This window comes from Clostridium cavendishii DSM 21758 (assembly GCF_900141845.1).
Taxonomy (GTDB): domain Bacteria; phylum Bacillota; class Clostridia; order Clostridiales; family Clostridiaceae; genus Clostridium_AG; species Clostridium_AG cavendishii.
In genome coordinates this window covers 278,448-302,803 of sequence record NZ_FQZB01000004.1, presented here as the reverse complement: position 1 = coordinate 302,803, position 24,356 = coordinate 278,448, and the positions used below count along the sequence as shown (strand labels likewise).

The 24,356-nt window shown below is 28.0% G+C and carries 19 protein-coding genes; 18 read left to right on the top strand and 1 reads right to left on the bottom strand.

Features of this window, described 5'->3' with window-relative positions:
- The first annotated feature begins 126 nt into the window (after positions 1–126).
- Complete coding sequence (locus tag BUB01_RS03330) at positions 127–942, top strand: MerR family transcriptional regulator (protein WP_084108248.1); 816 nt, start codon at positions 127–129, stop codon at positions 940–942.
- 176 nt (positions 943–1,118) lie between these two features.
- On the opposite strand, the gene BUB01_RS03325 is transcribed toward BUB01_RS03330, so the two are convergent.
- A complete protein-coding gene (locus BUB01_RS03325; RefSeq protein ID WP_072985265.1) occupies positions 1,119–2,141 on the bottom strand; it encodes a branched-chain amino acid aminotransferase in 1,023 nt (340 codons plus the stop codon).
- A gap of 458 nt (positions 2,142–2,599) precedes the next feature.
- Here BUB01_RS03325 and BUB01_RS03320 point away from each other — a divergent pair, with 458 nt between their 5' ends.
- The 17 genes from BUB01_RS03320 (at position 2,600) to BUB01_RS03240 (ending at position 24,325) form a co-directional block, all read left to right on the top strand.
- Positions 2,600–2,764: a zinc-ribbon domain-containing protein gene (locus tag BUB01_RS03320; RefSeq protein ID WP_072985264.1), complete on the top strand. Its 165-nt coding sequence runs from the start codon at positions 2,600–2,602 to the stop codon at positions 2,762–2,764.
- Positions 2,765–2,888: 124 nt separating this feature from the next.
- Positions 2,889–3,419: a hypothetical protein gene (locus BUB01_RS03315; RefSeq protein ID WP_072985263.1), complete on the top strand. Its 531-nt coding sequence runs from the start codon at positions 2,889–2,891 to the stop codon at positions 3,417–3,419.
- Positions 3,420–4,093: 674 nt separating this feature from the next.
- Positions 4,094–4,396: a hypothetical protein gene (locus tag BUB01_RS03310; protein ID WP_072985262.1), complete on the top strand. Its 303-nt coding sequence runs from the start codon at positions 4,094–4,096 to the stop codon at positions 4,394–4,396.
- A 110-nt stretch (positions 4,397–4,506) separates the two neighbouring features.
- Complete coding sequence (locus tag BUB01_RS03305) at positions 4,507–5,649, top strand: DEAD/DEAH box helicase (RefSeq protein ID WP_072985261.1); 1,143 nt, start codon at positions 4,507–4,509, stop codon at positions 5,647–5,649.
- Positions 5,650–5,877: 228 nt separating this feature from the next.
- Entirely contained in the window at positions 5,878–7,608 is a 1,731-nt protein-coding gene (locus BUB01_RS03300; protein WP_072985260.1) for a ferredoxin hydrogenase, read from the top strand.
- A 598-nt stretch (positions 7,609–8,206) separates the two neighbouring features.
- Positions 8,207–10,825 (top strand): cation-translocating P-type ATPase, encoded by a 2,619-nt coding sequence (locus tag BUB01_RS03295; RefSeq protein ID WP_072985259.1) that lies wholly within the window; start codon positions 8,207–8,209, stop codon positions 10,823–10,825.
- 124 nt (positions 10,826–10,949) lie between these two features.
- Positions 10,950–14,192 carry a sensor histidine kinase gene (locus tag BUB01_RS03290; protein ID WP_072985258.1) on the top strand — a complete coding sequence of 1,081 codons (3,243 nt, stop codon included), beginning with the start codon at positions 10,950–10,952 and terminating at the stop codon, positions 14,190–14,192.
- A 24-nt stretch (positions 14,193–14,216) separates the two neighbouring features.
- On the top strand, positions 14,217–14,660 hold the full coding sequence (locus BUB01_RS03285) for a MarR family winged helix-turn-helix transcriptional regulator (protein WP_072985257.1): 444 nt from the start codon (positions 14,217–14,219) through the stop codon (positions 14,658–14,660).
- Between the two features lie 395 nt (positions 14,661–15,055).
- Positions 15,056–15,694, top strand: coding sequence for a fructose-6-phosphate aldolase (gene fsa / locus BUB01_RS03280; RefSeq protein ID WP_072985256.1), 639 nt, complete (start codon positions 15,056–15,058; stop codon positions 15,692–15,694).
- A 314-nt stretch (positions 15,695–16,008) separates the two neighbouring features.
- Positions 16,009–16,779, top strand: coding sequence for a transporter substrate-binding domain-containing protein (locus BUB01_RS03275; protein ID WP_072985362.1), 771 nt, complete (start codon positions 16,009–16,011; stop codon positions 16,777–16,779).
- A 432-nt stretch (positions 16,780–17,211) separates the two neighbouring features.
- A complete protein-coding gene (locus tag BUB01_RS03270; protein WP_072985255.1) occupies positions 17,212–17,982 on the top strand; it encodes a transporter substrate-binding domain-containing protein in 771 nt (256 codons plus the stop codon).
- Between the two features lie 20 nt (positions 17,983–18,002).
- Complete coding sequence (locus tag BUB01_RS03265) at positions 18,003–18,701, top strand: amino acid ABC transporter permease (RefSeq protein ID WP_072985254.1); 699 nt, start codon at positions 18,003–18,005, stop codon at positions 18,699–18,701.
- Positions 18,649–19,371 carry an amino acid ABC transporter ATP-binding protein gene (locus tag BUB01_RS03260; protein WP_072985253.1) on the top strand — a complete coding sequence of 241 codons (723 nt, stop codon included), beginning with the start codon at positions 18,649–18,651 and terminating at the stop codon, positions 19,369–19,371. Before BUB01_RS03265 ends, BUB01_RS03260 begins: the two co-directional genes overlap by 53 nt.
- 423 nt (positions 19,372–19,794) lie before the next feature.
- Positions 19,795–21,504 carry a methyl-accepting chemotaxis protein gene (locus tag BUB01_RS03255; RefSeq protein ID WP_072985252.1) on the top strand — a complete coding sequence of 570 codons (1,710 nt, stop codon included), beginning with the start codon at positions 19,795–19,797 and terminating at the stop codon, positions 21,502–21,504.
- Between the two features lie 160 nt (positions 21,505–21,664).
- Positions 21,665–22,213 carry a sigma-70 family RNA polymerase sigma factor gene (locus BUB01_RS03250; RefSeq protein ID WP_072985251.1) on the top strand — a complete coding sequence of 183 codons (549 nt, stop codon included), beginning with the start codon at positions 21,665–21,667 and terminating at the stop codon, positions 22,211–22,213.
- Complete coding sequence (locus tag BUB01_RS03245) at positions 22,206–23,669, top strand: DUF4179 domain-containing protein (RefSeq protein ID WP_072985250.1); 1,464 nt, start codon at positions 22,206–22,208, stop codon at positions 23,667–23,669. Before BUB01_RS03250 ends, BUB01_RS03245 begins: the two co-directional genes overlap by 8 nt.
- A gap of 89 nt (positions 23,670–23,758) precedes the next feature.
- Positions 23,759–24,325, top strand: coding sequence for an NUDIX hydrolase (locus BUB01_RS03240; protein ID WP_072985249.1), 567 nt, complete (start codon positions 23,759–23,761; stop codon positions 24,323–24,325).
- Positions 24,326–24,356 lie beyond the last annotated feature (31 nt).

Genomic DNA, 24,356 nt, shown 5'->3' with positions numbered 1-24,356 from the left:
TTGAAATTTAGTAAAAATATGGTATTATTGTAATGTGTATACTGGAGTAGCTTTAAATATTGAGGTTGTGACTCAAGCTAAATTAAAGGATATACTAATGTAAATATAAGGGAGTGAGGGTAAAATTTGTATTCAATAGGTATGTTTTCAAAAATGAATAAAATTACTACTAAAACTTTAAGTTACTATGATGAAATAGGGTTATTAAAGCCTGAACATATTGACGATTTGACTGGATATGGATATTATACTACAGAGCAATTATCGAAACTTCATAAGATAATAACTTTAAGACAGATGAGCTTATCATTGCAAGATATTAAAGAAATGATGAAAAATCCAAAATTATTAGATGTTTTTTTAAAGCTTAAGGAGCATGAAGTAATTAAAAATATAAGAGTTGAAGAGAAAAAATTAGCTAAAATAAAAAGTTTTTCAAATATGATTGCAAATGGGTTTAATTATGGTTATAAACCTATTATAAAAGAATTACCAGAAGTAATAGTAGCAAGTATGAGACAAGTTGTGGATACTTATGATGCTTTTTTTTACCTTTGTCCAGATATAATGGCAAAAGAAATGAAAAAAGCAGGCTGTAAATCTATTATGCCTAAATACTGTTTTAATGTTTACCATGATGGAGAATTTATGGAAAAAAATATAGATGTAGAAATTTGTGAAGCTGTAACAGAGATGAAGACTGATACTCAAATAATTAAGTTTAAGACTATAAAAAAAATAGAAAAAGCAATTTGCATATTTCATAAAGGTCCATATAACAAAATTAGAGAGGCATATATATTTATCTTTAAGTGGATGGAAGAGAATAATTATAGAATTCTTGATAATCCAAGGGAATGTTATATTGATGGTATTTGGAATAAAGAAAATGAAGAAGATTGGTTAACAGAAATACAAGTACCTATTGAATTTAAATATTAAATTATAATAGGTTGAATATAAAAAGGGAGACCTATAGAAATTTTTTATTACATTCCAGATTCCAAGTAGTTAAAAATTTCTATGAGTCCCCTTTTAATTTTTAAAAGGAAATTCCTATTTATTATTATTCATAGGAGTAAGTTCAAATATTAAAATTTAGATTTGTATATTTGAATTTATACTTCTACTATCCAGCCTTGTGGTGCTTCAACGTCACCAAGTTGTATTCCATATAAAGTATCATAAAGTTTTTTAGTTATAGGACCTACTTCAGTTTCACTATGGAATACATGAAGTTTTTCTTTGTATTCAATTCCGCCTATTGGAGTTATAACAGCAGCAGTACCACAAGCTCCAGCTTCTTTAAATTCATCTATATTATCTATTAAAACATCTCTTTCATAAACATCAAGTTTTAAATATTCTTTAGCTAGGTAAAGTAGAGAATATTTTGTTATACTTGGAAGTATTGAAGGAGAATTTGGAGTTATAAATTCATTGTTATGTGTTATACCAAAGAAATTTGCAGCACCAACTTCTTCTATCTTAGAGTGTGTTGCAGGATCTAGATATATGCAGTCAGCAAAGCCCCTTTTTACAGCAAGTTCATGTGGATATAATGAGGCTGCATAGTTTCCTCCAACCTTTTGAGCTCCTGTTCCATGTGGAGCAGCTCTATCGTAATCTGCTATAGTAAAGTTAACTGGCTTCATGCCCCCTTTAAAGTATGGACCTACTGGAACGCAGAATACACAGAAAATATATTCCGGAGCAGGTTTAACTCCTATGTTATCACCAACGCCTATAACAAATGGTCTTAAGTAAAGTGTTGCTCCAGTTCCATATGGTGGAACAAAGTGATCATTTGCTTTAACTACTTGTTTACAAGCGTCTATAAATTTTTCAACTGGTATTTCTGGCATTAATAAACGCTTGCAACTATTATTCATTCTATTAGCATTTTGATCTGGTCTAAATAATTGAACAATACCATCTTTTCTTCTGTAAGCCTTTAAACCTTCAAAACATTGTTGACCATAATGTAGTGCTGTAGATGCTTCGCTTATATGAAGGAGATTGTCTTCAGTTAAAACTCCGTCATCCCACTTACCATCTTTCCAAACAGAAACATAACGTAAATCAGTTTTAATATAACTAAAACCTAAGTTTTCCCAATCGATGTCAATTTTATTACTCATTAAAAAGTCCCTCCCCAAAATAAAATATTATTTAAATATATAAATAAATTGTAATTAATAATATTCAAGTAATTAAAAAATGAAATAATTTTAATGGTATGAACATTTTTTATTACAACTCTTATATTATTTTACCATGTATGAAAAAATAGTTAAACATAGAAAAAAAATTTTTAAAATTGTAATTATTAATTTGAATTTTGGGTAATATATATGTATAAGTAAGATATGTTTTTATCTAATTCAATTTAGAAAATTATTCTAATTTATTTCATATTTTAACCATGAAATCTATTGCAATTAGGAAAAATATATGATAAAATTTAAATTGTTGTAGGTAAAATATACTTACTAAAGAGATTTAATCTGATTCAAATTCAAACATTCCCTTTTTATAGGTATGTTATTGTAAATCAAATTAAAATCTTAAATCTTAAATAAAAAGGAGAAATGTTAAAATGGCAGATAAGAACTTAGTATGTAAAGACTGCGGTAAAGATTTCGTATTCACTGAAGGAGAACAAGCGTTCTACAAAGAAAAAGGATTCGAAAATGAACCTCAAAGATGTCCAGATTGCAGAAGAGCAAGAAAACAACAAAACAATAGAAACTTTTCAAGATAATTTAAAGTGAATTGTTACCTATAAGAATTAATTTTCTTATAGGTTTTTTTATATTTATAAAGATATATACTAAGTTTATATAGATTTTAAGATAATTTTACAAGGAGTTAATAAGGAGTTAATTATGAGGAGTTATTTAGAACCTATAAAAGAGGATGTTTTTAAAGAGACAGTAAATATAAGATTTAATGATATAAATCAAGGTTTTTCTAACTTTATTAATGGTATTTTAGAAGTTGATGAAAAGAGTTCTATAGAAGATGATTTTGAAGAAAGATTTATTAATTTTTATAAGAAAGTTTATGAAAAAAATGAGGTTATTACAGATTTTTATCTTAAAGATATAGATGAAACTGGAGTTTTGAAAATATTAGAAGGTTTAGATTACCAGGATAGGTTAATTATATTGAATGAATTAAAATACGGAGATAAAACTACATTATATTTTAAAATTAAAGACGAAAATATTATTAGAACTATAGTTAGTCTTTCTTTTAGAGAACTTTTATTTTGCACAACTTATTTCCTAGGTAAAGATATTACTATATGGGGAAATTATAGTAGAAGATTTCCTGTGTTTTTTAAGGATGAAGAGATTATTAAAGAATATAAAATTATAGCTAAAAGTTGTGGTTTAAAAATAAGTGATTATTGATTTTAAAAATAAATTTTATTAATATTTTATAATTCACTACCATAAAATTATATATAGCATAATTTAAGGAGTGATTTTTATGCCAGATAAGGGAAAGAGTAAGGGTGGTCCAAAGAAGCCTAAAGCTACTAGAGAAACTAAAAAAAATACCACAAAGGATTCAGGAAAAGGCAAAAAAAAATAATATACAAATTAAAACCTAGGTTTTATCTAAATTGTCCTTGACAAAGGGTACATTTTAATCTAAAATCTAGGTTTTTATTTTTTCTAAAAGAGAATTATAAACTATAAAAACATGATTTTTCAAAGTTTTAGATTTTTTACAAGATAATTTTGTTTAGAGTATATATGTTCTAATTAATATTCTACATAAAAAACAAATTTATTAAGAAATAATAACAACTAAACATTTTTAGTTAAAAATAGCTAATTAGAATCATATATACTATTTAATTTAATTCTATAAGTTCCATAAAAGACTTAATAATATGATAAATTATAAGTGAAAGTAAATTTAATTTTTTGAATAATCTTTATTGGAACTTATATATTACTGAAATTTTTATTTAGGAATATAAATAATAAATGTTTTTTAATTATTAAATAATTCACTTTTGGGCTATATTTATGATAATATATGGAGTAATGATAATAAGTTTCAAAGGAGGTCAAATATGAGATCAAAAAGTTCTAGAAATAATGATGTTTTATTGAAGCATAGAGATAAGACTACCCCTAAAATTTATGCTTTGCTTGTAGAACTTGTAAATGAGAATAGGGAAGATTTAGCTGAGATGGTTGCTAAAGCTGATTATCTTATAAAATATGCTACAGTGTGCATAAAAGATAAAGATTTTGCAGAAGCAAGAGAAGCACTAGAGGGAGCGGCTAAAAGAATAAAACCCGTTAAAGAATTTGGTGTTAATGTGGAGTATTTAGAATACATATATGAAGGGGCTAAAAAGAAATGTAAATAGGATGAGAGTTTTTTGTTTTGTAAAAATCAGTCGAAAATTATATACAAAACTATTTAATATTGTTAAAATAAAAACTATCAAAAATAATAAATTAAGAACGAGGGATAATAATGAAAAATTTTAAGGAATTAGGGTTAAGTGAAGAAGTTATTAAAGCACTTACTGAGTTAAATATAACAGAGCCCACAGAAATACAAAGTAGGGCTATTCCTTTAGCGATGAATGGAAATGATATAATAGGTAGCTCAGAAACAGGAACGGGTAAAACTTTAGCATTTTTACTTCCTATTATAGAAAAAATAGATACATCAAAGAAAGAAATGCAAGCTATAATATTAACTCCTACTCATGAATTAGCTGTTCAAATAAATAATGTTATAGTTGAGCTTAGACAAAAGGGTAACTTGAATGTTACATCAACTACATTAATAGGTAGTGCAAATATTACAAGGCAAATAGATAAGCTTAAGGCAAAGCCTCATATTTTAGTTGGTTCAGCAGGGAGAATATTAGAACTTATCAAAAAGAAAAAGGTAACTGCAAGTACCATAAATACAGTTGTAATTGATGAAGGTGATAAACTTTTAGATCAAAAAAATATAGCTGGAGTAATGGACATAATAAAATTAATTAAAAAAGATGCTCAATATATGGTATTTTCGGCAAGTTTAATTCAGGGAACTATTAAAACTGCAGAGAAATTTATGAATAAAACTGAAATAGTAAGAGTTAATGAATCTAATAAGGTAAATCCAAATATTGAACATAATATTATACTTGTAGAGCGTAGAGACAAGGTAGATATGCTAAGAAAGCTTATACATGCATCTAAACCTAAGAAGGCGCTTGTGTTTATAAATAATAATTATGATGTAAATATGACACTTGCAAAACTTAGGTTTCATAAGATAAAGGCAGATGCAATTCATGGTGAAGACAAGAAGCTAGAACGTCAAAAAGCTTTAAATGACTTTAGAACTGGTAAAATTCAAGTTTTGATAGCTTCTGATATAGCGGCTAGAGGGCTTGATGTGAAAGGTGTAACTCACGTTATAAATCTAGATATACCAGATAGAGCTAAGGATTATCTTCATAGAGCAGGTAGAACGGGTAGAGCAGGGGAGAGTGGATGCTGTTATTCGTTAGTTGATATTAAGGAAATACCAAAGTTAGAGCAAGTTGAAAGTGCGTTTAAAGTAGAATTTAATCAGAAATTTGTTTATAAAGGAACTATAATAGGTGACGAAGATTAGGATTTAATGTAATATTTTTGGGAAAATCATATAAATATTGATAAAAATAAATATTTATATGATTTTTTTCTTTATTTACGGCTAAATACTAATGAAAATTTTAAAAATCTGTGATAGAATAATTGTGTGTGAAAAAAATATCAAATAAACGGTAAAAATATTAAAAAATATAAGATGAGTTTGTGCTTAAAACTTAGTATTTGAAGCACATATTTTGGAGGTTTGTATATGATAAAAATCGTACTAAACGGTAATGCTATTGAAACAAGTGAAGAAAAGTCAATATTACAAGTTGCTAAAGAAAATGGAGTAGATATATCTACACTTTGTTTCTTAGATGACTGTAGCAATGTTGGAAAATGTGGAATATGTTCAGTTGAGATAGAAGGACAAGATGACTTAGCTATGGCCTGTGTTACAAAAGTTAAGGACGGAATGGTTATTACTACAAATTCAGAAAAAGTGGACACTGCTGTAAAAGCAAGAATGAGTGAATTATTAGATAAGCATGAATTTAAATGTGGTCCTTGTAAAAGAAGAGAAAACTGTGAATTTTTAAAGTTAGTTATTAAAACTAAGGCTAAGGCTTCAAAACCATTCATAGTTGCAGATAAAACTCCTTATGTAGATGATAGAAGTAAATCAATAGTTATAGATAGAACTAAATGTGTTGAATGTGGAAGATGTGTTGCTGCTTGTGCAGAAAAAACAGGAACTAACACAATTCAATTTATAAAAGATGGAGATAAGACTATAATAGGAACACAAGGTAAGAAATGCTTTGATGAAACTAATTGTTTATTATGTGGTCAATGTATAAACGCATGTCCGGTTGATGCTCTTTCAGAAAAAACTCATATAGATAGAGTAAAGGCTGCATTAGAAGATGAAAATAAACATGTAATAGTTGCGATGGCTCCTTCAGTTAGAACAGCTGTAGGTGAAATGTTTAAAATGGGTTACGGGGTAGATGTAACTGGTAAAATATATACAGCATTAAGAAACTTAGGCTTTGATAAAATATTTGATATAAATTTTGGCGCTGATATGACAATAATGGAAGAAGCTACAGAACTTGTTCAAAGAATTGAAAAGGGTGGACCATTCCCGATGTTCACTTCATGCTGTCCAGCATGGGTTAGACAAGTGGAAAATTACTTCCCACAATTTTTAGATAATTTATCAAGTGCTAAATCGCCTCAACAAATATTTGGAGCTGCAAGTAAAACTTACTACCCAACTATATCTGATATAGATCCAGCTAACGTATTTACTGTTACTATAATGCCATGTACAGCTAAAAAATATGAAGCTGACAGAGAAGAAATGGAAAACAACGGTTTAAGAAATATAGATGCAGTAATCACTACAAGAGAACTTGTTAAGATGATTAAAGATGCTAAAATAGATTTTGCTAAACTAGAAGATAGCGAAGTAGATCCAGCTATGGGTGAATATACTGGAGCAGGTACTATATTTGGAGCTACTGGTGGAGTTATGGAAGCTGCATTAAGAACAGCTAAAGATTTTGTGGAAAATGCAAATCTTGAAAATGTAGAATACCAAGAGGTAAGAGGCTTAAAAGGAATAAAAGAAGCTACTGTAAATATAGGTGGAAATGACTATAATGTAGCTGTTATAAATGGGGCTTCTAATGTATTTGAATTTATGAAGTCAGGAGCAATAGATAAGAAACAATACCACTTCATAGAAGTTATGGTTTGTCCAGGCGGCTGTGTAAATGGTGGAGGGCAACCTCATGTGAATTCAAAAGATAGATGTGATATGGATATAAGAAGTGTAAGAGCATCTGTGCTTTACAATCAAGACAAGAATCTTGCCAAGAGAAAGTCACATGAAAATGCAGCTATGCTAAAAATGTATGAAAGTTATTTTGGTGGAACTCCAGGAGAAGGTTTAGCTCATAAATTATTACATGTAAAATATAAAACAAAATAATCTAAGCTTATAAAAGGAATCCGTAAATGGATTCCTTTTTGTTAATTATTTAGATTTAATGATTGAAATTGTTTAATATTATTTTTAGGAGCTTATTGTTGCAATTTTGAATAAAGGAAATTATATAAAGACAGTTTTTTTATTATAAAAATATATTTAGAGGTAATGTTTTTATATTTAATAAGGTTTTGTAGGATAGTAAAGAATAAAGTAGACAATTTAGGGAAAAATATTTAGAAGTTTAGGAATTGCAGTTAAAAACTGTTGACAAAGAACTAGTAACCATACTATAATATAATTAACAACTTTATATGGTAATAATAGCCTTATTAAAGGGGAGTAGTGTAATATATCAAATCAACAATACGGTGAATAACCTGGTTTGATAATCCAATGTTTGGTGACGAGACTTTTAATATAATCCTAGACTATTTGTATCTAGGATTATATTAAAAGTCTTTTTTTTGTGAATAAGCTTCAAAACTAGTAGTTTTTTAAATTAAGTAATTATTAAAAATATGAAATACATAAGTTAGTTTTTTAAAAGTTTATTTGTAGAAGTTATCAATTCAGATATTAATAAAGAGGAGGAGTTAAGGTGAATAGGTGGTATAACAAACCATGTGAAAGAGTTATGGAAGAATTAGAAGTGGATTTCAGTGGTCTAACTGAAAAGGAGGTTACAACTAGAAGAGATAAATATGGTTTTAATGAACTTATAGAAGGTGAAAAAGCAAGTGCATTCTTAATTTTTTTAGAACAGTTTAAAGATCTTTTAGTAATAATACTTTTAGGTGCTGCTACAATATCTATTATATTAGGAGATATTGAAAGTTCAGTAGTAATTTTTTTGGTAGTAATTTTAAACGCGATACTTGGAACTGTTCAACATATTAAAGCTGCAGAATCTTTAAATAGTCTCAAGAAGTTAAGTTCACCTACAGCTAAAGTTTTAAGAGGTGGGGTTAAAATCGAAATACCTTCGAGAGAGGTTATAGTAGGTGATATAGTTTACTTAGATGCAGGAGATTATATTTGTGCAGATGGAAGAGTGATAGAGAATTATTCACTTCAAGTAAATGAAAGTTCTCTTACAGGAGAATCGGAGAGTGTAAATAAGCAAGTAGATGTTATTGATGAAGAAGATATACCTTTAGGGGATAGGAAAAATATGGTTTACTCAGGTAGCTTAGTTACCTATGGTAGAGCAAAAATTTTAGTAACTGAAATTGGAATGAAGACAGAAATAGGAAAAGTAGCTATGCTTTTAGATGATACTTCAAAGAAAAAGACTCCTCTTCAGGTCAGTTTAGATGATTTTGGTAAGAAATTAGCTATTGGTATTTTGATAATTTGTGCTTTGGTTTTTGCACTTAATATATATAGAGGATATACACTTATAAGTGCATTTATGTTTGCTGTTGCGTTAGCTGTTGCAGCTATACCAGAAGCTTTAAGTTCAATAGTTACAATAGTTTTGGCTATAGGAACTCAAAAAATGGCAAAAGAACATTCTATTATAAAGCAACTTCAAGCTGTAGAAGGATTAGGTAGCGTATCAGTAATATGTTCAGATAAAACAGGAACATTAACTCAAAATAAAATGACTGTTAAAAGATTATTTGTAGATGATAAAGTGGTATTAACTAATGATATAGCTTTAGATAATAATTTGCAAAAGAACATAATAATGCAAAGTATACTTTGCAATGATTCAATAATTAGCGATGATAAAGAGATAGGAGATCCTACAGAGGTGGCTCTAGTCAATCTTGGAAGAGTTTTTTCTATAAATGAATTAGAGCTTAGAAAAATGTATCCTCGTTTAGGTGAAATACCATTTGATTCAGATAGAAAGCTTATGAGTACTGTTCATAATATTGATGACAAAAACACTATGATAACTAAAGGTGCAGTAGATGTAATTATAAGAAGAGTAACTCATATACAAACTAATAATGGAATAAGGAAAGTAACTAAGGAAGATATTAAATCTATTGAAAATAAAAATGAAGAATTTTCAAAGTTAGGACTAAGAGTATTAGGTTTTGCTTATAAGGAAATAGAAGAAAAAGAAGAATATAATTTAGAAGATGAAAAAGAATATACTTTTGTTGGACTTATATCAATGATGGATCCACCAAGGGAAGAATCAAAAAAGGCTGTAGAGGAATGTATAAAAGCAGGAATAAGACCTATAATGATAACTGGAGATCATAAAATAACTGCTATGGCTATAGCTAAAGAGATTGGTATACTTCATGAAGGTGAGGAGTCAGTAGAAGGACGTGAAATAGAGAATTTAACAGATGAACAATTAATAAAAAAAGTTCAGGACATTTCAGTTTATTCAAGAGTATCACCAGAACATAAGATTCGTATAGTTAAGGCTTGGCAAAGTAGAGGAAATATAGTTGCTATGACAGGTGATGGTGTAAATGATGCTCCAGCGCTTAAAGCTTCTAACATAGGAGTTGCTATGGGAATTACAGGTACAGAGGTTGCAAAAGATGCTGCAGCTATGGTTTTAACAGATGATAATTTTGCTACAATAGTTAAAGCTGTGGAAAATGGTAGAAATATTTATAATAATATTAGAAGTGCTATAAAATTTTTACTTTCAGGAAATACAGCAGGTATTTTATCAGTGCTTTGGGCATCTATATTAGCACTACCAATGCCATTTACAGCAGTACATCTATTATTTATAAATTTAGTTACAGATAGTCTTCCAGCTATAGCATTAGGCGTAGAACCATATAAAGAAAATGTAATGAAGGAAAAACCAAGAGGAATAAATACACCTATATTAACTAAGGATTTTACTATTGAATTGATATTTGAAGGTATAATTATAGCTATAGTTACAATGTTAGCATTTAAGATTGGTAACGATAATTATGGTGAAGGTATGGGAAGAACTATGGCCTTTGCAACATTATGTTTAAGTAGACTTCTTCATGGATTTAGTTCTAGAGGGAATGAAAATGTATTTAGGGTAGGAATGTTTAAAAATAAATATTCTTGGTTAGCCTTTGGTGTGGGAAGTTTATTACTCTTTAGTATATTGCTTGTACCAGCTTTAAATGGAGTTTTTGAAGTTACCTATTTAGGTTTCAACAATATTATTAATATAATTTTATTATCTTTATGTAGTTTTATAGTAATTCAAATAGGAAAGACTTTAAAAAGTATTATAATTTCAACAAAAAGATAGAAGTATAAAAAAATTCATGATGTAGAAACAGTTAAAGGAAAAACTTGTAGGAATTTGTCTTGTAAACTTAGAATAAATGTGGCAAAATATTTTTACAATGATAAATAATTATCTTGGGGGGATTATGAAAAAAATTAATAAGATAAGTGCAATGTTCTTTACAATTATTGTTTTTACAAATATATTTTTAAATAATATTATTGCCTATGGAAATGAGAAAGAATATAAGTTTAAAAGAATGACAATAGAAGATGGTTTAGCTCAATCTTCTGCACAAGTTATTTTTCAAGATAGCAAAGGATATATGTGGTTTGGAACTTCTGATGGGTTAAACAGATATGACGGATATAATTTTGTTTCTTATAAATATAAACTAAATGATGAGAATAGTTTAGTATCCAATTATGTAGATGGTATAGCAGAGGATAAAGATGGTTCATTATGGGTAGCTACATCTAAAGGCTTAAATAGATTAGATCCAAATACAAATAAAATAACTAGATATACAAGTGATTCTACTAGTGAAACTAATAAACTTTCTAATTATAACGTATGGAGTGTTGTTGTTGATAAAAATGGATTTAAGTGGGCTGGAACTACTGATGGTCTTAATAAAATTGATAACTCTACAGGAAAGATAGTTAAATTCTTTAATGATGAAAAAGATGAGAATAGTTTATCAAATAATTTTATAACGTGTCTTTATGCTGAAGATGATTTACTTTGGGTTGGTACGAAGAATGGTATAAATATATATGATGAAAAAATAAATAAGTTTACCAGATATGAGCATTTTGATAATGATATTAATTCAATTAGTGATAAGTTTATAAGAAAGATATACAAAGACCGTAAAGGTGATATTTGGATAGCTACAGAAAATGGTTTAGATAAATATAATAGGCAAAATAATAATTTTACTCGTTATAAAATACTAAATACAGAAGATTTTGTTTTAAGTAATAGAATTATGGATATGTTAGAAGATAGTAATGGTGAGTTTTGGGTAGCGACTGCTGATGGAATTGCTAAATTAGACAGAGATACTGGAAAATTTACAAGATATAAAAATAATTATTATGATACTCAAAGTCTTATAAGTAATAATGTCTTAACTCTATTCGAAGATAAATCAGGTATGATATGGGTTGGAACTTATAAGGGGATAAGTTTATTTAATCCTAATGCCAAATTTCAAAATTATAAAAAAGATCCTGTAAATCCTAATTCCATAAATGCAGAAAGCTTAAATGGAATATTGGAAGATGATGAAGGGTTAATTTGGATTGGTACTGATGAGGGTGGAGTAAATGTACTTAATAGAGAAACAAAAGAAGTAAAGCATTATATGTATGAAAAGGGTAATAATAATAGTCTTAGCGATAATCATGTATATACAATACTTCAAGATAACGATGGGGAAATCTGGATAGCTACCTATGATGGTCTGAATAAATACAATAAAACAAAGAAAGAATTTACTAGGTATAAACATGATAAACTAGATAAAAATTCATTGACAACAAATGAAATAAGATTTTTATATCAGGATAAAGACGGAATTTTATGGGTTGGAACTAGGGATGGTTTGAATTCTTTTGATAAAAGAACAAATAAGTTTACTAGATATAAAGAATTCTTTAATGAAAAAGGTATAGAAGATAATTTTATATCAGCCATATATGAAGATTCCAATGGAACACTTTGGATTGGTTGTTCTATAGAAGGTGGACTTGTGAGGTTTGATAAAAAAACTAAAGAAACTAAAATCTATAGATATAATGCTTCAGATGAAAATACTATAAGTTTTAATAGTATTAGATCTATTGCAGAAGATTCCAAGGGAAATCTTTGGATAGCTACTAATTATGGTTTAAATAAGTTAGATACCAAAGAGGAAAAATTCACAAGATATATTGAAAAAGATGGGCTTATAAATAATTATGTTTATGGTGTTTTAATTGATAAAGAGGACAATCCTTGGGCAAGTACCAATGGAGGTCTATCTAAGCTTAATGTATCTAAAAATTGTTTCACTAATTATACTATTACTGATGGTCTTCAAAGTAATGAGTTTAATGCTTATTCTTGTTTTAAAAGTAAAACAGGAGAAATGTTTTTTGGAGGAATAAATGGATTAAATAGTTTTATGCCTCAAAATATTAAGGAGAAACAGTATACTCCAGATATAATTATAGAGAATTTTAAAGTTCTTGATAAACCTAAAATTTTAAATGATGATATTAATTTAAAGTATGATGAAAATTTTTTTTCTTTAGAATTTTTCATGCCCGATTTTAGAAGTCCTAATAAAATAGAGTATGAGTATAAATTAGAAGGGGCGGACAAAGATTGGATATATTCAAAAGGAAGAAATTTTGCAAATTACACTAATATAAAAGATGGAAATTATGTATTTAAGGTTAAAGCTAGAAATTCTAATGGTATATGGAGTAAAGAAAAAAGTGTTAGAATAAATATAGCCACAGCTCCTTGGAAAAGTAAATGGGCATATTGTTTTTATGGGTTAACAGTTATATTTATAATTTATTTAGTATGGAATTATGTTAAGATACTAGAGACTTTAGTTAGACAAAGAACTAATCAGCTTAATAATAAGCTGGCTGAAAACAAAAAATTATATAAAAGGTTAATAAAAAACGAGAAGTTTAAGAATGATTATTTTGTAAATCTTTCACATGAACTTAGAACTCCGTTAAATGTAATATTGTCAACAGTTCAATTAATTGACAAGTTGAATGATGAAAAATTTAAGTTAAACAAAGATAATATCAATAAATATATGAAAATTATAAAACGAAATTCGGATAATTTACTTAAGATAATAAATGATTTAATAGATACTTCAAAGATCGAAGCTGGAAGTTATAAAATAGAAACTAAATCTATTGACATAGTATATCTTTTGGAGGAAACAGCACTTTCAATGAAGGAATTTATTGAAAGTAATGGCTTGGAGCTTATTATAGACCCAGAGGTTGAAGAAAGATATATAGAATGTGCAGAAGATGATATACAAAGATGTATAATAAATCTTTTATCAAATGCTGTTAAATTTACTCCAGAAGGTGGGGTTATTTATGTTTCGCTTTATGATAAAGAAAATTTTATTGAAATATCTATTAAAGATACTGGCATTGGAATAAAAGAGGAAGATCGAGAATTGATATTTAATAGGTTTGGACAGGCGAGTAATGAAGTTATATGCAAAAAGAATATCAAGAGTAGTGGTATAGGACTTACGCTTGTAAAATATTTAGTAGAAATGCACGGTGGAAGTATAAGTGTTGAAAGCGAAATTAATAAAGGTAGTGAATTTATTATTAAGTTACCGGCAAATATTTAATAACCTTTTGAAAGGAAGGATTTTATGGAACGGTTTAAGCTAGGAACAGAAGTTTCAAATTTAATAAAGGAAATAGATAAAGGCTTAAGAACCAATATGGAAAAAGCTTTTGAGGATGTTGATTTAACAATACCTCAAATAAATGTTATAAATGTTATAAGAAAAGGTAAAAAGGTAAGGATTTCTGAGATAAGCAGGGAGGTAAAGTTATCAAATAGTACTGTATCTGGTATTGTTGATAGGCTTGAAAAAGCAGGTTATGTTGTAAGAAAAAGAAGTGAGCAGGATAAGCGTGTTGTATTTGTAGAACTTACAATTAGATTTAAGAGAAAGTCAAAAGAATTTCAAGGGGCTCTTGAAAAATATCTTAATAATCTTATGAGTAATGCAAAGGAAAGTGAGATTGAAGAGATTGTAAATGGGCTTAGAAAACTCAAGGAAGTAATTTCGAGAGCTAATAGAAAATAAACATATTATTTTAATCAAGGTATATTAAGGTTTGTTTTTTATTGAAAGACAAACTTTAATATACTTTGATTTTCTTATTTTATATATTTGGTAATATTATTGCTACAAATTAAATATTACTTTTTAATAGAAGTGAAAAAGTGGATTTAAATAAATGTAGATTTTAATTTAAAATATGTATATAATTTTTTTTATTTAAATTGGATAATTAAGAAATTTGTATAACATTATTTTTAGGTATTGTGAAAACGTTATGTATGTGCTACAATAAATGTGTAAAGGTTAACACATATTTTCTGAATGTAGACAAGCGAATAGATTATTTTTTTTAAGTTCAATGTTACCGCTTTCAGAAATAATATATTAATATAATTAAGCTTAGGAGGATTTTAGTTATGAAATTATTTTTAGACACTGCAATTGTAGATGAAATTAGAAAGGCAAATGATTTAGGAGTTATTTGTGGAGTTACTACAAATCCATCATTAATAGTTAAATCAGGAAGAGATTTAAAAGAAGTTATAACAGAGATTGCTGGAATAGTAGATGGTCCTATAAGTGCAGAAGTTATAAGCTTAGACTGTGCTGGAATGTTAAAGGAAGCAGATGAATTAGTTAAAATTCATAAAAATATAGTTATAAAATTACCTATGACAGAGGAAGGTTTAAAAGCAACTAAAGTATTATCACAAAAAGGTGTTAAAGTTAATGTAACACTTATATTCTCAGCAGCTCAAGCTTTATTAGCTGCAAGAGCTGGAGCTACTTTTGTAAGTCCATTCTTAGGAAGATTAGATGATATAGGTATGGATGGAATGTTACTAATAGAGGAGATTGTAGATATATTTGAACTTCATGGAATAAAAACAGAAATTATAGCTGCTAGTGTAAGAGGTCCATTACATGTGACTAGAGCTGCAAGAGCAGGTTCACATATAGCTACTGTACCTTATTCTGTTATTACTCAAATGGTTAAACATCCATTAACAGATGCAGGAATAGAAAAATTCTTAAGTGATTGGAATAAAAAGTAATAAATAAATACTTGACAACCCAAAATAAAATAAATATAATTCTTAATATACTAAAAATTAATTTTAAGAACAAAGGCGTTCTTTAGATATGGCTTAGGCCATATCTAGAGTACGCCTATTTTTGTTTATATGTATTCATAAAATTATTAATATAAATGTAGATTTTAAATTGCACTATATAATAATTTTAGAAATTTTCAAAATTTCTAAGTTGTCTTATATAATCTACGATAGCTTGGAGAATTTCAGTGGGAAAAGAAAGTTTAGAAAATACTTTTTTAGAAAAAACTTATATTTTAGGGAGGATGTTTAGTATGATGAAAAAATTAATAGCTGTAACAATGGTTGTAGCAACGTTAGGAACTGCCATGATAGGATGTGGTAACAATAAAGAGGCTGATACTGCAAATAAAAAGTACATAATAGCAACAGATTCTAAATTTGCACCTTTTGCATTTGAAAAGGATGGTAAATATACAGGTATAGATGTTGAGATATTAGAAGCAGTAGCAAAAAGTGAAAATTTTAAATATGAATTAAAGCCTATGGATTTTAGTGGTATAATACCAGGAGTTGTATCAAACCAATTAGATGGTGCAATAGCTGGGATGAGCATTACAGATGAAAGAAAAAAGACATTAGATTTTTCAGATAGTTATTTTGAATCAGGTTTAAGTATGGTAGTATCAAAAGATAATACTACTATAACAAAGCTAGATGATTTAAAGGGAAAAGTTTTTTCAGTTAAAAAGGGAACAGCAGGATCTAAGTTTGCAGAAGATAATAAAGAAAAATATGGAGCTACTATAAAATATTTTGAAGATTCTCCATCAATGTTTCAAGAAGTAACAAATAAAAATGCAGATGTAGCGTTTGAAGATTATCCAGTAATAGGTTATAAATTATCTTTAGATAAAGAACCTACCTTGAAAATGGTTGGAGATAAGATGGAAAAGAATTATTATGGATTTGCTGTTAATAAAGGAAAGAATCAGGATCTTTTAAAGAAGTTTAATGATGGCCTTAAAAAAATTAAAGATAGTGGAGAGTATGACAAGATAGTAAATAAATATATAAAAAAATAATAAGTAATAAATAATAAAAGGTTAATTGGTATAAATTCTACTAATTTTATAATGAAGAATTAGAAAGAATATTTATACAAATTGACTTTTTATTTTTAGAAAAGTATATAGATTTAAATAATTTAATTTTCAAAAATTCATTTTTGAAAATGTTTTCTTTGTTTTAAAATAACATGAATGTAGAGTTATTGGTTGTTAAATCTATATTTTAATTATATGAATAGATCATTTACGAAATAAAAATGAAAGTCTAAATCGAAAAACTTTCAAGAAAGTATTGACTTAAGATAAAAAAATTAATATAATTTACACATAGTAAAAAATAAAATAAATTTCGAGAACAAAGGCGTTCTTTAGTGATATATATTGGGGAATAATAATATATATGTCATTATTGAGCGCTTTTTTAATATCCAAGAGGGGGAAGAACTAATGATGAAAAAAGTTTTAGTATCAATTATGGCAATTGCAGTTGTAGGAACAATGTTTATTGGATGTGGGGAAAGTGATAATAAAGATAATGCAAACAAAAAATATTTAATAGCAACAGATGCTAAATATGCTCCATTTGAGTTTGAGCAAGATGGAAAATATGTAGGTATAGATGTAGAGTTATTAGATGCAATAGCGAAAGTTGAGAATTTTAATTATGAATTAAAACCTATGGATTTTGATGGTATAATTCCAGGAATCACATCAAATCAATTGGATGGGGCTATAGCTGGTATAAATATGACGGATGAAAGAAAAAAAATACTTGATCTTTCAGATACCTATTTTGAAGCAGGCTTAACGATGGTTGTTAAAAGTGACAATGAAACAATAAAGAAGCCAGAAGATTTAAAGGGTAAAATATTTGCAGTTAAAAAAGGAACTGCAGGAGCTAAATTTGCAGAGGACAATAAAGATAAGTATGGAGCAACTATAAAATATTTTGAAGATTCTCCAGCAACATTTTTAGAAGTTGCAAATGGAAATGCAGATGTTACTTTTGAAGATTATCCAGTAATAGCATATAAACTTTCTTTAGAGAAAAAGTCTGATATTAAAATAGCAGGAGAGAAAGTTGTAAAAGGTAATTATGTTTTTGCAGTAAACAAAGGTAAAAATGCTGAGCTCTTAAAGAAATTTAATGAAGGACTTAAAAAGTTAAAAGAAAATGGTGAATACGATAAAATAGTTTCTAAATATATTAAAAAATAGAATTAAGGGGGAAAAGAATAATGGATAGATTAGCATTATTTAAAGAAAGCTTACCAAGTTTAATAAGTGGGTTAGCTATAACATTAAAAATAACACTTTTTTCATTAATAATAGCAATAATATTAGGACTTATATTTGGTCTTATGAATATATCAAAGAAGAAATCAATAAAATCAATAGCAGTGGTTTATATAGATTTAATAAGAGGTACACCACTTTTGGTACAAGCATTCTTTATATATTTTGGACTTCCAATGGTATCAGGTGTTAGGATAGATCCAATGGTGGCTGGAGTTGTAGCATTAAGCTTAAATGCTGGAGCTTATATGGCAGAAATATTTAGAGGTGGAATCCAAGGTGTTGATAATGGACAAATGGAGGCTGCTAGAAGTTTAGGTTTATCTTATAGTACTGCTATGGTAAAGGTAGTAATACCACAAGCTATAAGAAAAATGATACCTGCTATAATAAATCAATTTATTATATCTTTAAAGGATACTTCAATATTATCAGTTATAGGTATAAGAGAGCTTACTCAAAGTGGACAAATTATAATAGCAAGAACTTATCAGGCATTTGACTTATGGCTAATGGTTGGAGTAATGTATTTAGTAGTGATAACTTTATTATCAATCTTATCTAAAAATTTAGAAAGGAGTTTAAGTTATGATCAAAGTAAAAGGACTGCAAAAGCATTTTGGAAACTTAAGAGTGCTTAATGGAATAGATTTAGAAGTGAAACAAGGGGAGGTTTTATGTCTAATAGGACCTTCAGGTTCTGGTAAAAGTACTCTTTTACGTTGCTTAAATGGGTTAGAAGAAATAAATGGTGGTAGTGTAGTAATAGATGGGGAAGACATAAGTGCTAAATCTACCAATATAAATAAGTTGAGAGAAAAAATAGGAATGGTTTTTCAATCCTTTAACTTATTTCCGCATCTTACAGTATTAGAAAATATAACTTTGGCTCCTGTTCAGCTAAAGAAAATGAGCAAAGAAGAAGCAAAAGAAAAAGCTATAGAGCTTTTGGGAAAGGTTGGATTAGCTGCTAAGGCAAGTGAGTATCCAAATAAATTATCTGGTGGACAAAAACAAAGAGTAGCTATAGCTAGAGCATTAGCTATGAATCCAGAAATATTACTTTTTGATGAACCAACATCAGCTTTGGACCCAGAAATGGTAGGAGAAGTTCTGGGTGTTATGAAAGATTTAGCAAATGAAGGAATGACAATGGTAGTTGTAACACACGAAATGGGATTTGCAAGAGAAGTTTCTGATAGAGTAATCTTTATGGATGGTGGAGTAATAGTTGAAGAAGGTACGCCAGAAAATGTTTTTGGAAATCCTCAGAATTTAAGAACGCAAGACTTTTTAAATAAAGTACTTTAAGTAAGAATCCAAATTTTAATTTGGTAATTCAAACTTACTCATACGAATGAAATGAGTAGGAGTTTCATTAATTATATAAAGAATAGTAGTTATAAAATCTTTAATATTTTATAACTACTATTTTTTTAACAATATAAATAAGTTTTATATTTAAGTAATATGTGTTTAGTATTACTTTATAAAAGATAGTTAAAAATATACAGTTGGTTAGTTAGTAATGCTGATATATGGTGGTTAAAAAAAGATATTTAAATAAATAGCAATTAGTCTTGAATAAACATTTATAAGTATCTAATGTTATAGGAAAATGGAACGAATATATATATATTAAATATATACATAAATTTTAAAAGCGTTTAAAAAATCAAACAAAGTTATCTTGTAGAAAATGAATAAAATACAAAAGAAGGTAGGGTACAAAAGGTGTTTAAAAATTTAAAAGTAAGAATCAAAATAATAGTACTATCATCAACTGCTTTAATATTATTACTATTAATGGCTGTACTAGGATATATAAATATTTCTAGAGCGAATAGTAAAGTTAATTCAATGTATAAGGATAAGCTTCTTGCAATAGAATATTTAAATGATAGTAAAGCTCAAGCGAGAGCTGTTGAAGCAGACATTTATTATATAATACTTAATGTAGATGATAAAGATAAACAAAGGGGCAAAAAAGAGGATATTGATAAAAGAATACAGCAATTTAGTGATGATATAACTGCATATAAGCAAACACCGTTAGATAAGTCTGAAGTTGATTCTTTGCAAGTACTTGAAAAGAATCTTGAAAGTTATAGAGTACTTAGGGATAATGTTATAAAACTTGCTTTAGATGAAAAACAAAAAGAGGCTATAGAAGAATTTAGAAAAATAGAAAATTTGGAGAATGAGTTTCAAAAAAACCTACAAGATTTAACAGACTATGCAAAAAAGGAAGCAGAAAAAGTTAATAATGAAAATAATTTAGAATATGAAAAAGTTAGAATGGAGTTTACAGTTATCTTAGGTATAGCTATAATTGTTGGAATTATAGTAACAAGAATTATTAGTAGAAGCATTATTGTTCCTCTTAATAAAATAAAATGTTTTGCAGAAAGGTTACAAAACAATAATTTTACAGAATATATTGAAATAACAAGAACAGATGAGTTTGGTCATACAGGAGTTGCACTTAATGCTGCACAAAAACAAATAGTAGAGCTTATTAAGGAAGTATCAAATTCAGTTCAAGATTTAAGTTCAGGAAGCGAAGAATTGTCTGCAACAGTAGAAGAAATGACAACTAAGTTTGAGGAAATTAATAAAGAAGTAGAGGAGATAGCTGCTGATATGCAAGATGCTAGTGCAGGTGCAGAAGAAGTTTCAGCATCATCACAAGAGGTGGATACTAATATTCAAGCACTTTCAAGACAAGCAGCAGAAGGTAGCAATAAATCAGAGCATATAAAAAATAATGCCAATGAAGTTAAAGAGAATAGCGGAATAGTAGCTAAAAATACAGATAAGATAGCAGAAGAGAAAAAAGAGAAAATCTTAGCTGCACTTAAAAAGGCAGAAGTTGTAGATGATATAAGAGTAATGGCAGACACTATACAAGAAATATCAACTCAAACAAACCTTCTTGCACTTAATGCAGCTATAGAAGCAGCAAGAGCTGGAGAACAAGGTAAAGGATTTTCAGTGGTTGCAGATGAAGTTAGAAAACTTGCAGAAGAATCTTCTCAAGCTGTAATTAGAATTCAAGAAACAATAAGAGAAGTTAGTGATGCATTTTTAGAACTAAAGGAAAATAGCAATCAAGTATTAGAATTTATAAATATAGATATTAAAAACCAATTTAGTGAATTTATTAAAACAGGTAATGAATATTATAATGATGCAGAATTTGTTGCAAATATGTCTCAGCATATAGCAAGTATGTCAGAAGAAATAGCTGCAACAGTAGAACAGGTTAGTATGGCAGTTCAGGAAATGGCAATTCAAACGCAAAAATCTAGTGAGAGTTCTGAAGTTATAAAGGCTGGAGTGAGTGAAGCTACAATAGGTATGGAACAAGTTTCAATTTCAGCACAAACGCAGTCTGAAATGGCTAAAAAGTTAAGTGAAATAGTACAAAAGTTTAAAGTTTAAAAGAAAGCCCTAGGATTTGTCTTAGGGCTTTCTTTTACTTTTGATAATTTTGAGTTTATGAGTAGTTAAAAAATTATAAAGTTTAAATTTTTTATGATAATATGAAACCTAAAGATAGACTTTTCCATCTAACTAGTATAAAGAGGATGGAGGAAAAGTTATGGAACTTAATTTTATAAATAATGGAGGGTATATAGTGAACTTAGATGTGGCAAAAGCCATAAATGGTGATAAAGAAGCTTTTGAAGAGCTTATAAGAACTAATAAGGATTCAATGTATAGAATAGCAAAAACTATACTTTCTAATGAAGATGATATTATAGAGGCTATGCAAGAGGCTACTTTAAAAGCTTATAAGGGAATAAATAAGTTAAGACAAAAAGAGTTTTTCAAGACTTGGCTATTTAGAATTTTAATTAATGAATGCAATGAAGTTTACAGAAAGAAAAATAAGGAAATTATAGTTGATAAGGAAGAACTATGTACTATAAGTATAGTGGATAAATATGAAAATATGGATTTAAAGAATGCTATAAATACATTAAATAAAGATATGCAAACAATCATTAATTTATATTATTATGAAGACCTTTCAGTTAAAGACATAAGTAGTATTTTGAATATACCAGAAAATACGGTGAAAACAAATTTATCTAGGGCTAGAAAAAGATTATATAGTGTTTTAAAGGAGGGGTATATTTATGAATAAGGATTTTCTTAGTAAACAAGATGATATTTTAATAGATGAGCTTATAAAAAAAGAGATTAAGGGTGAACTGGGTAAGGAAAGGATATCAGTGAGAGCTGATTTAGAATTAGAGAAGACACTTAAATCATTACCTAAAAAATCAAAAGTCAACAAATATGGTAAAAAGATAGTTATAGCAGCAGGAATTTCATTTGTCACTATTACTTCATTAGGCTTTATGTTCCCAACAGTTGCAAAAGCAGTACCTGTAGTTGGAGGTATATTTCAATATTTAGCTAAAAACACAGATGATAAGGTTTATTACGAGAAGTTAGACGAGTTTTCACAAGAAATAAAGCAGATAACTGAAAGTAATGGATTGAAGTTAGAGATGGATAAGTTAGTTTTAGATGGGCAAGGATTAGTATTTACATATACTGTTGAAGGTGATATGGATACTTTAAGTAAAGAACAGCTTGGCTATGGTGGAAAAGACAGATTGCCTCAAGTATGGGATTCAAAAATTACTGTAAATAACAAGGAATATAAAGTAGATACATTTACAAGGAAAAATTATATTAAGGATAAAAATATTTATTATGTTGTAACTGTTATACCATATCATTTTTTGTCTATTGATGATTTAAGCAAAAAATTCGATTTTAGTTGGAATATAAGTGAGATGTCTGGACTTAAGGGGCAGTGGATAGTAAAAGGTACTTTTGATCCAAAGGACTTTTTTAAGGAAAGCTTTGAAAAGACACTAAGTGATGAAAGGAATACCACAATAGGAAATATTAGACTTAAAAAGTTGATGTATTCTCCTATGAATGTTGTAATAGAAGGTGATGTAAAGCCTAATGAAAGCAGACCTTATGGTTTAAGATATGATTTCAATATATATGATGATAAGGGAAATTTAATTAAAAATGATTCTTATGGAATGGGATATTCAAATGGATATAAGCCGGATTATGATAGAAGATTTATAGGTTTTGCATTAAACAGTTTAAAAGATAAGACTAAGTATTTAGATATAGTACCAGTAAAAGTAGAAAATCCTGATGAATTAGAAAAAAATATACCTATACCTATAAAAGAAGAATATTTAAAAGGTGATAAACCTATTTATGATGGAAAGTATGGAAAGATAACTATTTATAATTTTAGACAAGATAAAGAGTATGTTTATGTAAAGCTTAAGATACAAGAAGGAAAAGAAGATGCATTAACTTTAGGTCAATCAATATTAATAGCTAATGAAGATAGAGAAGGTAGAAGGGGAACAGTTCTATATCCAGAGGATGAACAAATAAAAGCTTATAGAAATGGGGATGTTTGTGAGCTAAAATACTCAAAGGGAAGTTTTGATGCTAACTCACAGATAAAACTTTATTATAGAGATGTAGATAAACGATATGATGAAGTAAGAACAGAATATAAGGATGAAAGAATAAGAATAAACTTAAACAAATAGAAAAATTATAAGCCTAGAGGTTTTTTGACTTCTAGGTTTTTGTTATAATAAGCTTTATAGGAATATTATAAGAAGAGGTGATAAAAAGTATGGGTTGTTTAAAAGCTATAGAAAGCTATAAACCTTATAATAAGGAGGAGGAAAAAGAAAAGGCTTTAAGTATAAAATATATAAAGAATTTTAATGACATTTTTGAGAGAAAAAATGAACTTATACACATAACAAGTTCAGCTTGGATTATAAATAAGAGTAAAGATAAAGTACTTATGGTTCATCATAATATATATAATTCATGGTCATGGGTAGGTGGTCATGCCGATGGAGATAATGATTTATTAAAGGTAGCTTTAAAGGAAACTAGAGAGGAAACTGGTATTGAAAATATAAGGATATTAAGTAATGATATTTTCTCAATAGATATATTAAATGTAAAAGCTCATTATAGAAGAGGTGAATATGTAGCTCCTCATTTACATTTATCTATTGCTTATTTATTTGAAGCAGATGAAAATGAAAAAACAAGAATAAAAGAAGATGAGAATAGTGGAGTTAAATGGATTGAAATAGGTAAAGTAATGGAATATACAAAAAATGAACCTCATATGCAAAAATTGTATAGTAAATTTATAAATAAGATAAACAAAGAAGCTAGATAAAACCCAAAGGTCATCTAGCTCCTTTTAAATT

Coding starts and splice junctions, on each gene's coding strand:
- BUB01_RS03325 (WP_072985265.1), bottom strand. CDS start 2,141: ATGAGTAATAAAATTGACATCGATTGGGAAAACTTAGGTTTTAGTTAT.
- BUB01_RS03320 (WP_072985264.1), top strand. CDS start 2,600: ATGGCAGATAAGAACTTAGTATGTAAAGACTGCGGTAAAGATTTCGTA.
- BUB01_RS03315 (WP_072985263.1), top strand. CDS start 2,889: ATGAGGAGTTATTTAGAACCTATAAAAGAGGATGTTTTTAAAGAGACA.
- BUB01_RS03310 (WP_072985262.1), top strand. CDS start 4,094: ATGAGATCAAAAAGTTCTAGAAATAATGATGTTTTATTGAAGCATAGA.
- BUB01_RS03305 (WP_072985261.1), top strand. CDS start 4,507: ATGAAAAATTTTAAGGAATTAGGGTTAAGTGAAGAAGTTATTAAAGCA.
- BUB01_RS03300 (WP_072985260.1), top strand. CDS start 5,878: ATGATAAAAATCGTACTAAACGGTAATGCTATTGAAACAAGTGAAGAA.
- BUB01_RS03290 (WP_072985258.1), top strand. CDS start 10,950: ATGAAAAAAATTAATAAGATAAGTGCAATGTTCTTTACAATTATTGTT.
- BUB01_RS03285 (WP_072985257.1), top strand. CDS start 14,217: ATGGAACGGTTTAAGCTAGGAACAGAAGTTTCAAATTTAATAAAGGAA.
- fsa (WP_072985256.1), top strand. CDS start 15,056: ATGAAATTATTTTTAGACACTGCAATTGTAGATGAAATTAGAAAGGCA.
- BUB01_RS03275 (WP_072985362.1), top strand. CDS start 16,009: ATGATGAAAAAATTAATAGCTGTAACAATGGTTGTAGCAACGTTAGGA.
- BUB01_RS03270 (WP_072985255.1), top strand. CDS start 17,212: ATGATGAAAAAAGTTTTAGTATCAATTATGGCAATTGCAGTTGTAGGA.
- BUB01_RS03265 (WP_072985254.1), top strand. CDS start 18,003: ATGGATAGATTAGCATTATTTAAAGAAAGCTTACCAAGTTTAATAAGT.
- BUB01_RS03260 (WP_072985253.1), top strand. CDS start 18,649: ATGATCAAAGTAAAAGGACTGCAAAAGCATTTTGGAAACTTAAGAGTG.
- BUB01_RS03250 (WP_072985251.1), top strand. CDS start 21,665: ATGGAACTTAATTTTATAAATAATGGAGGGTATATAGTGAACTTAGAT.
- BUB01_RS03245 (WP_072985250.1), top strand. CDS start 22,206: ATGAATAAGGATTTTCTTAGTAAACAAGATGATATTTTAATAGATGAG.
- BUB01_RS03240 (WP_072985249.1), top strand. CDS start 23,759: ATGGGTTGTTTAAAAGCTATAGAAAGCTATAAACCTTATAATAAGGAG.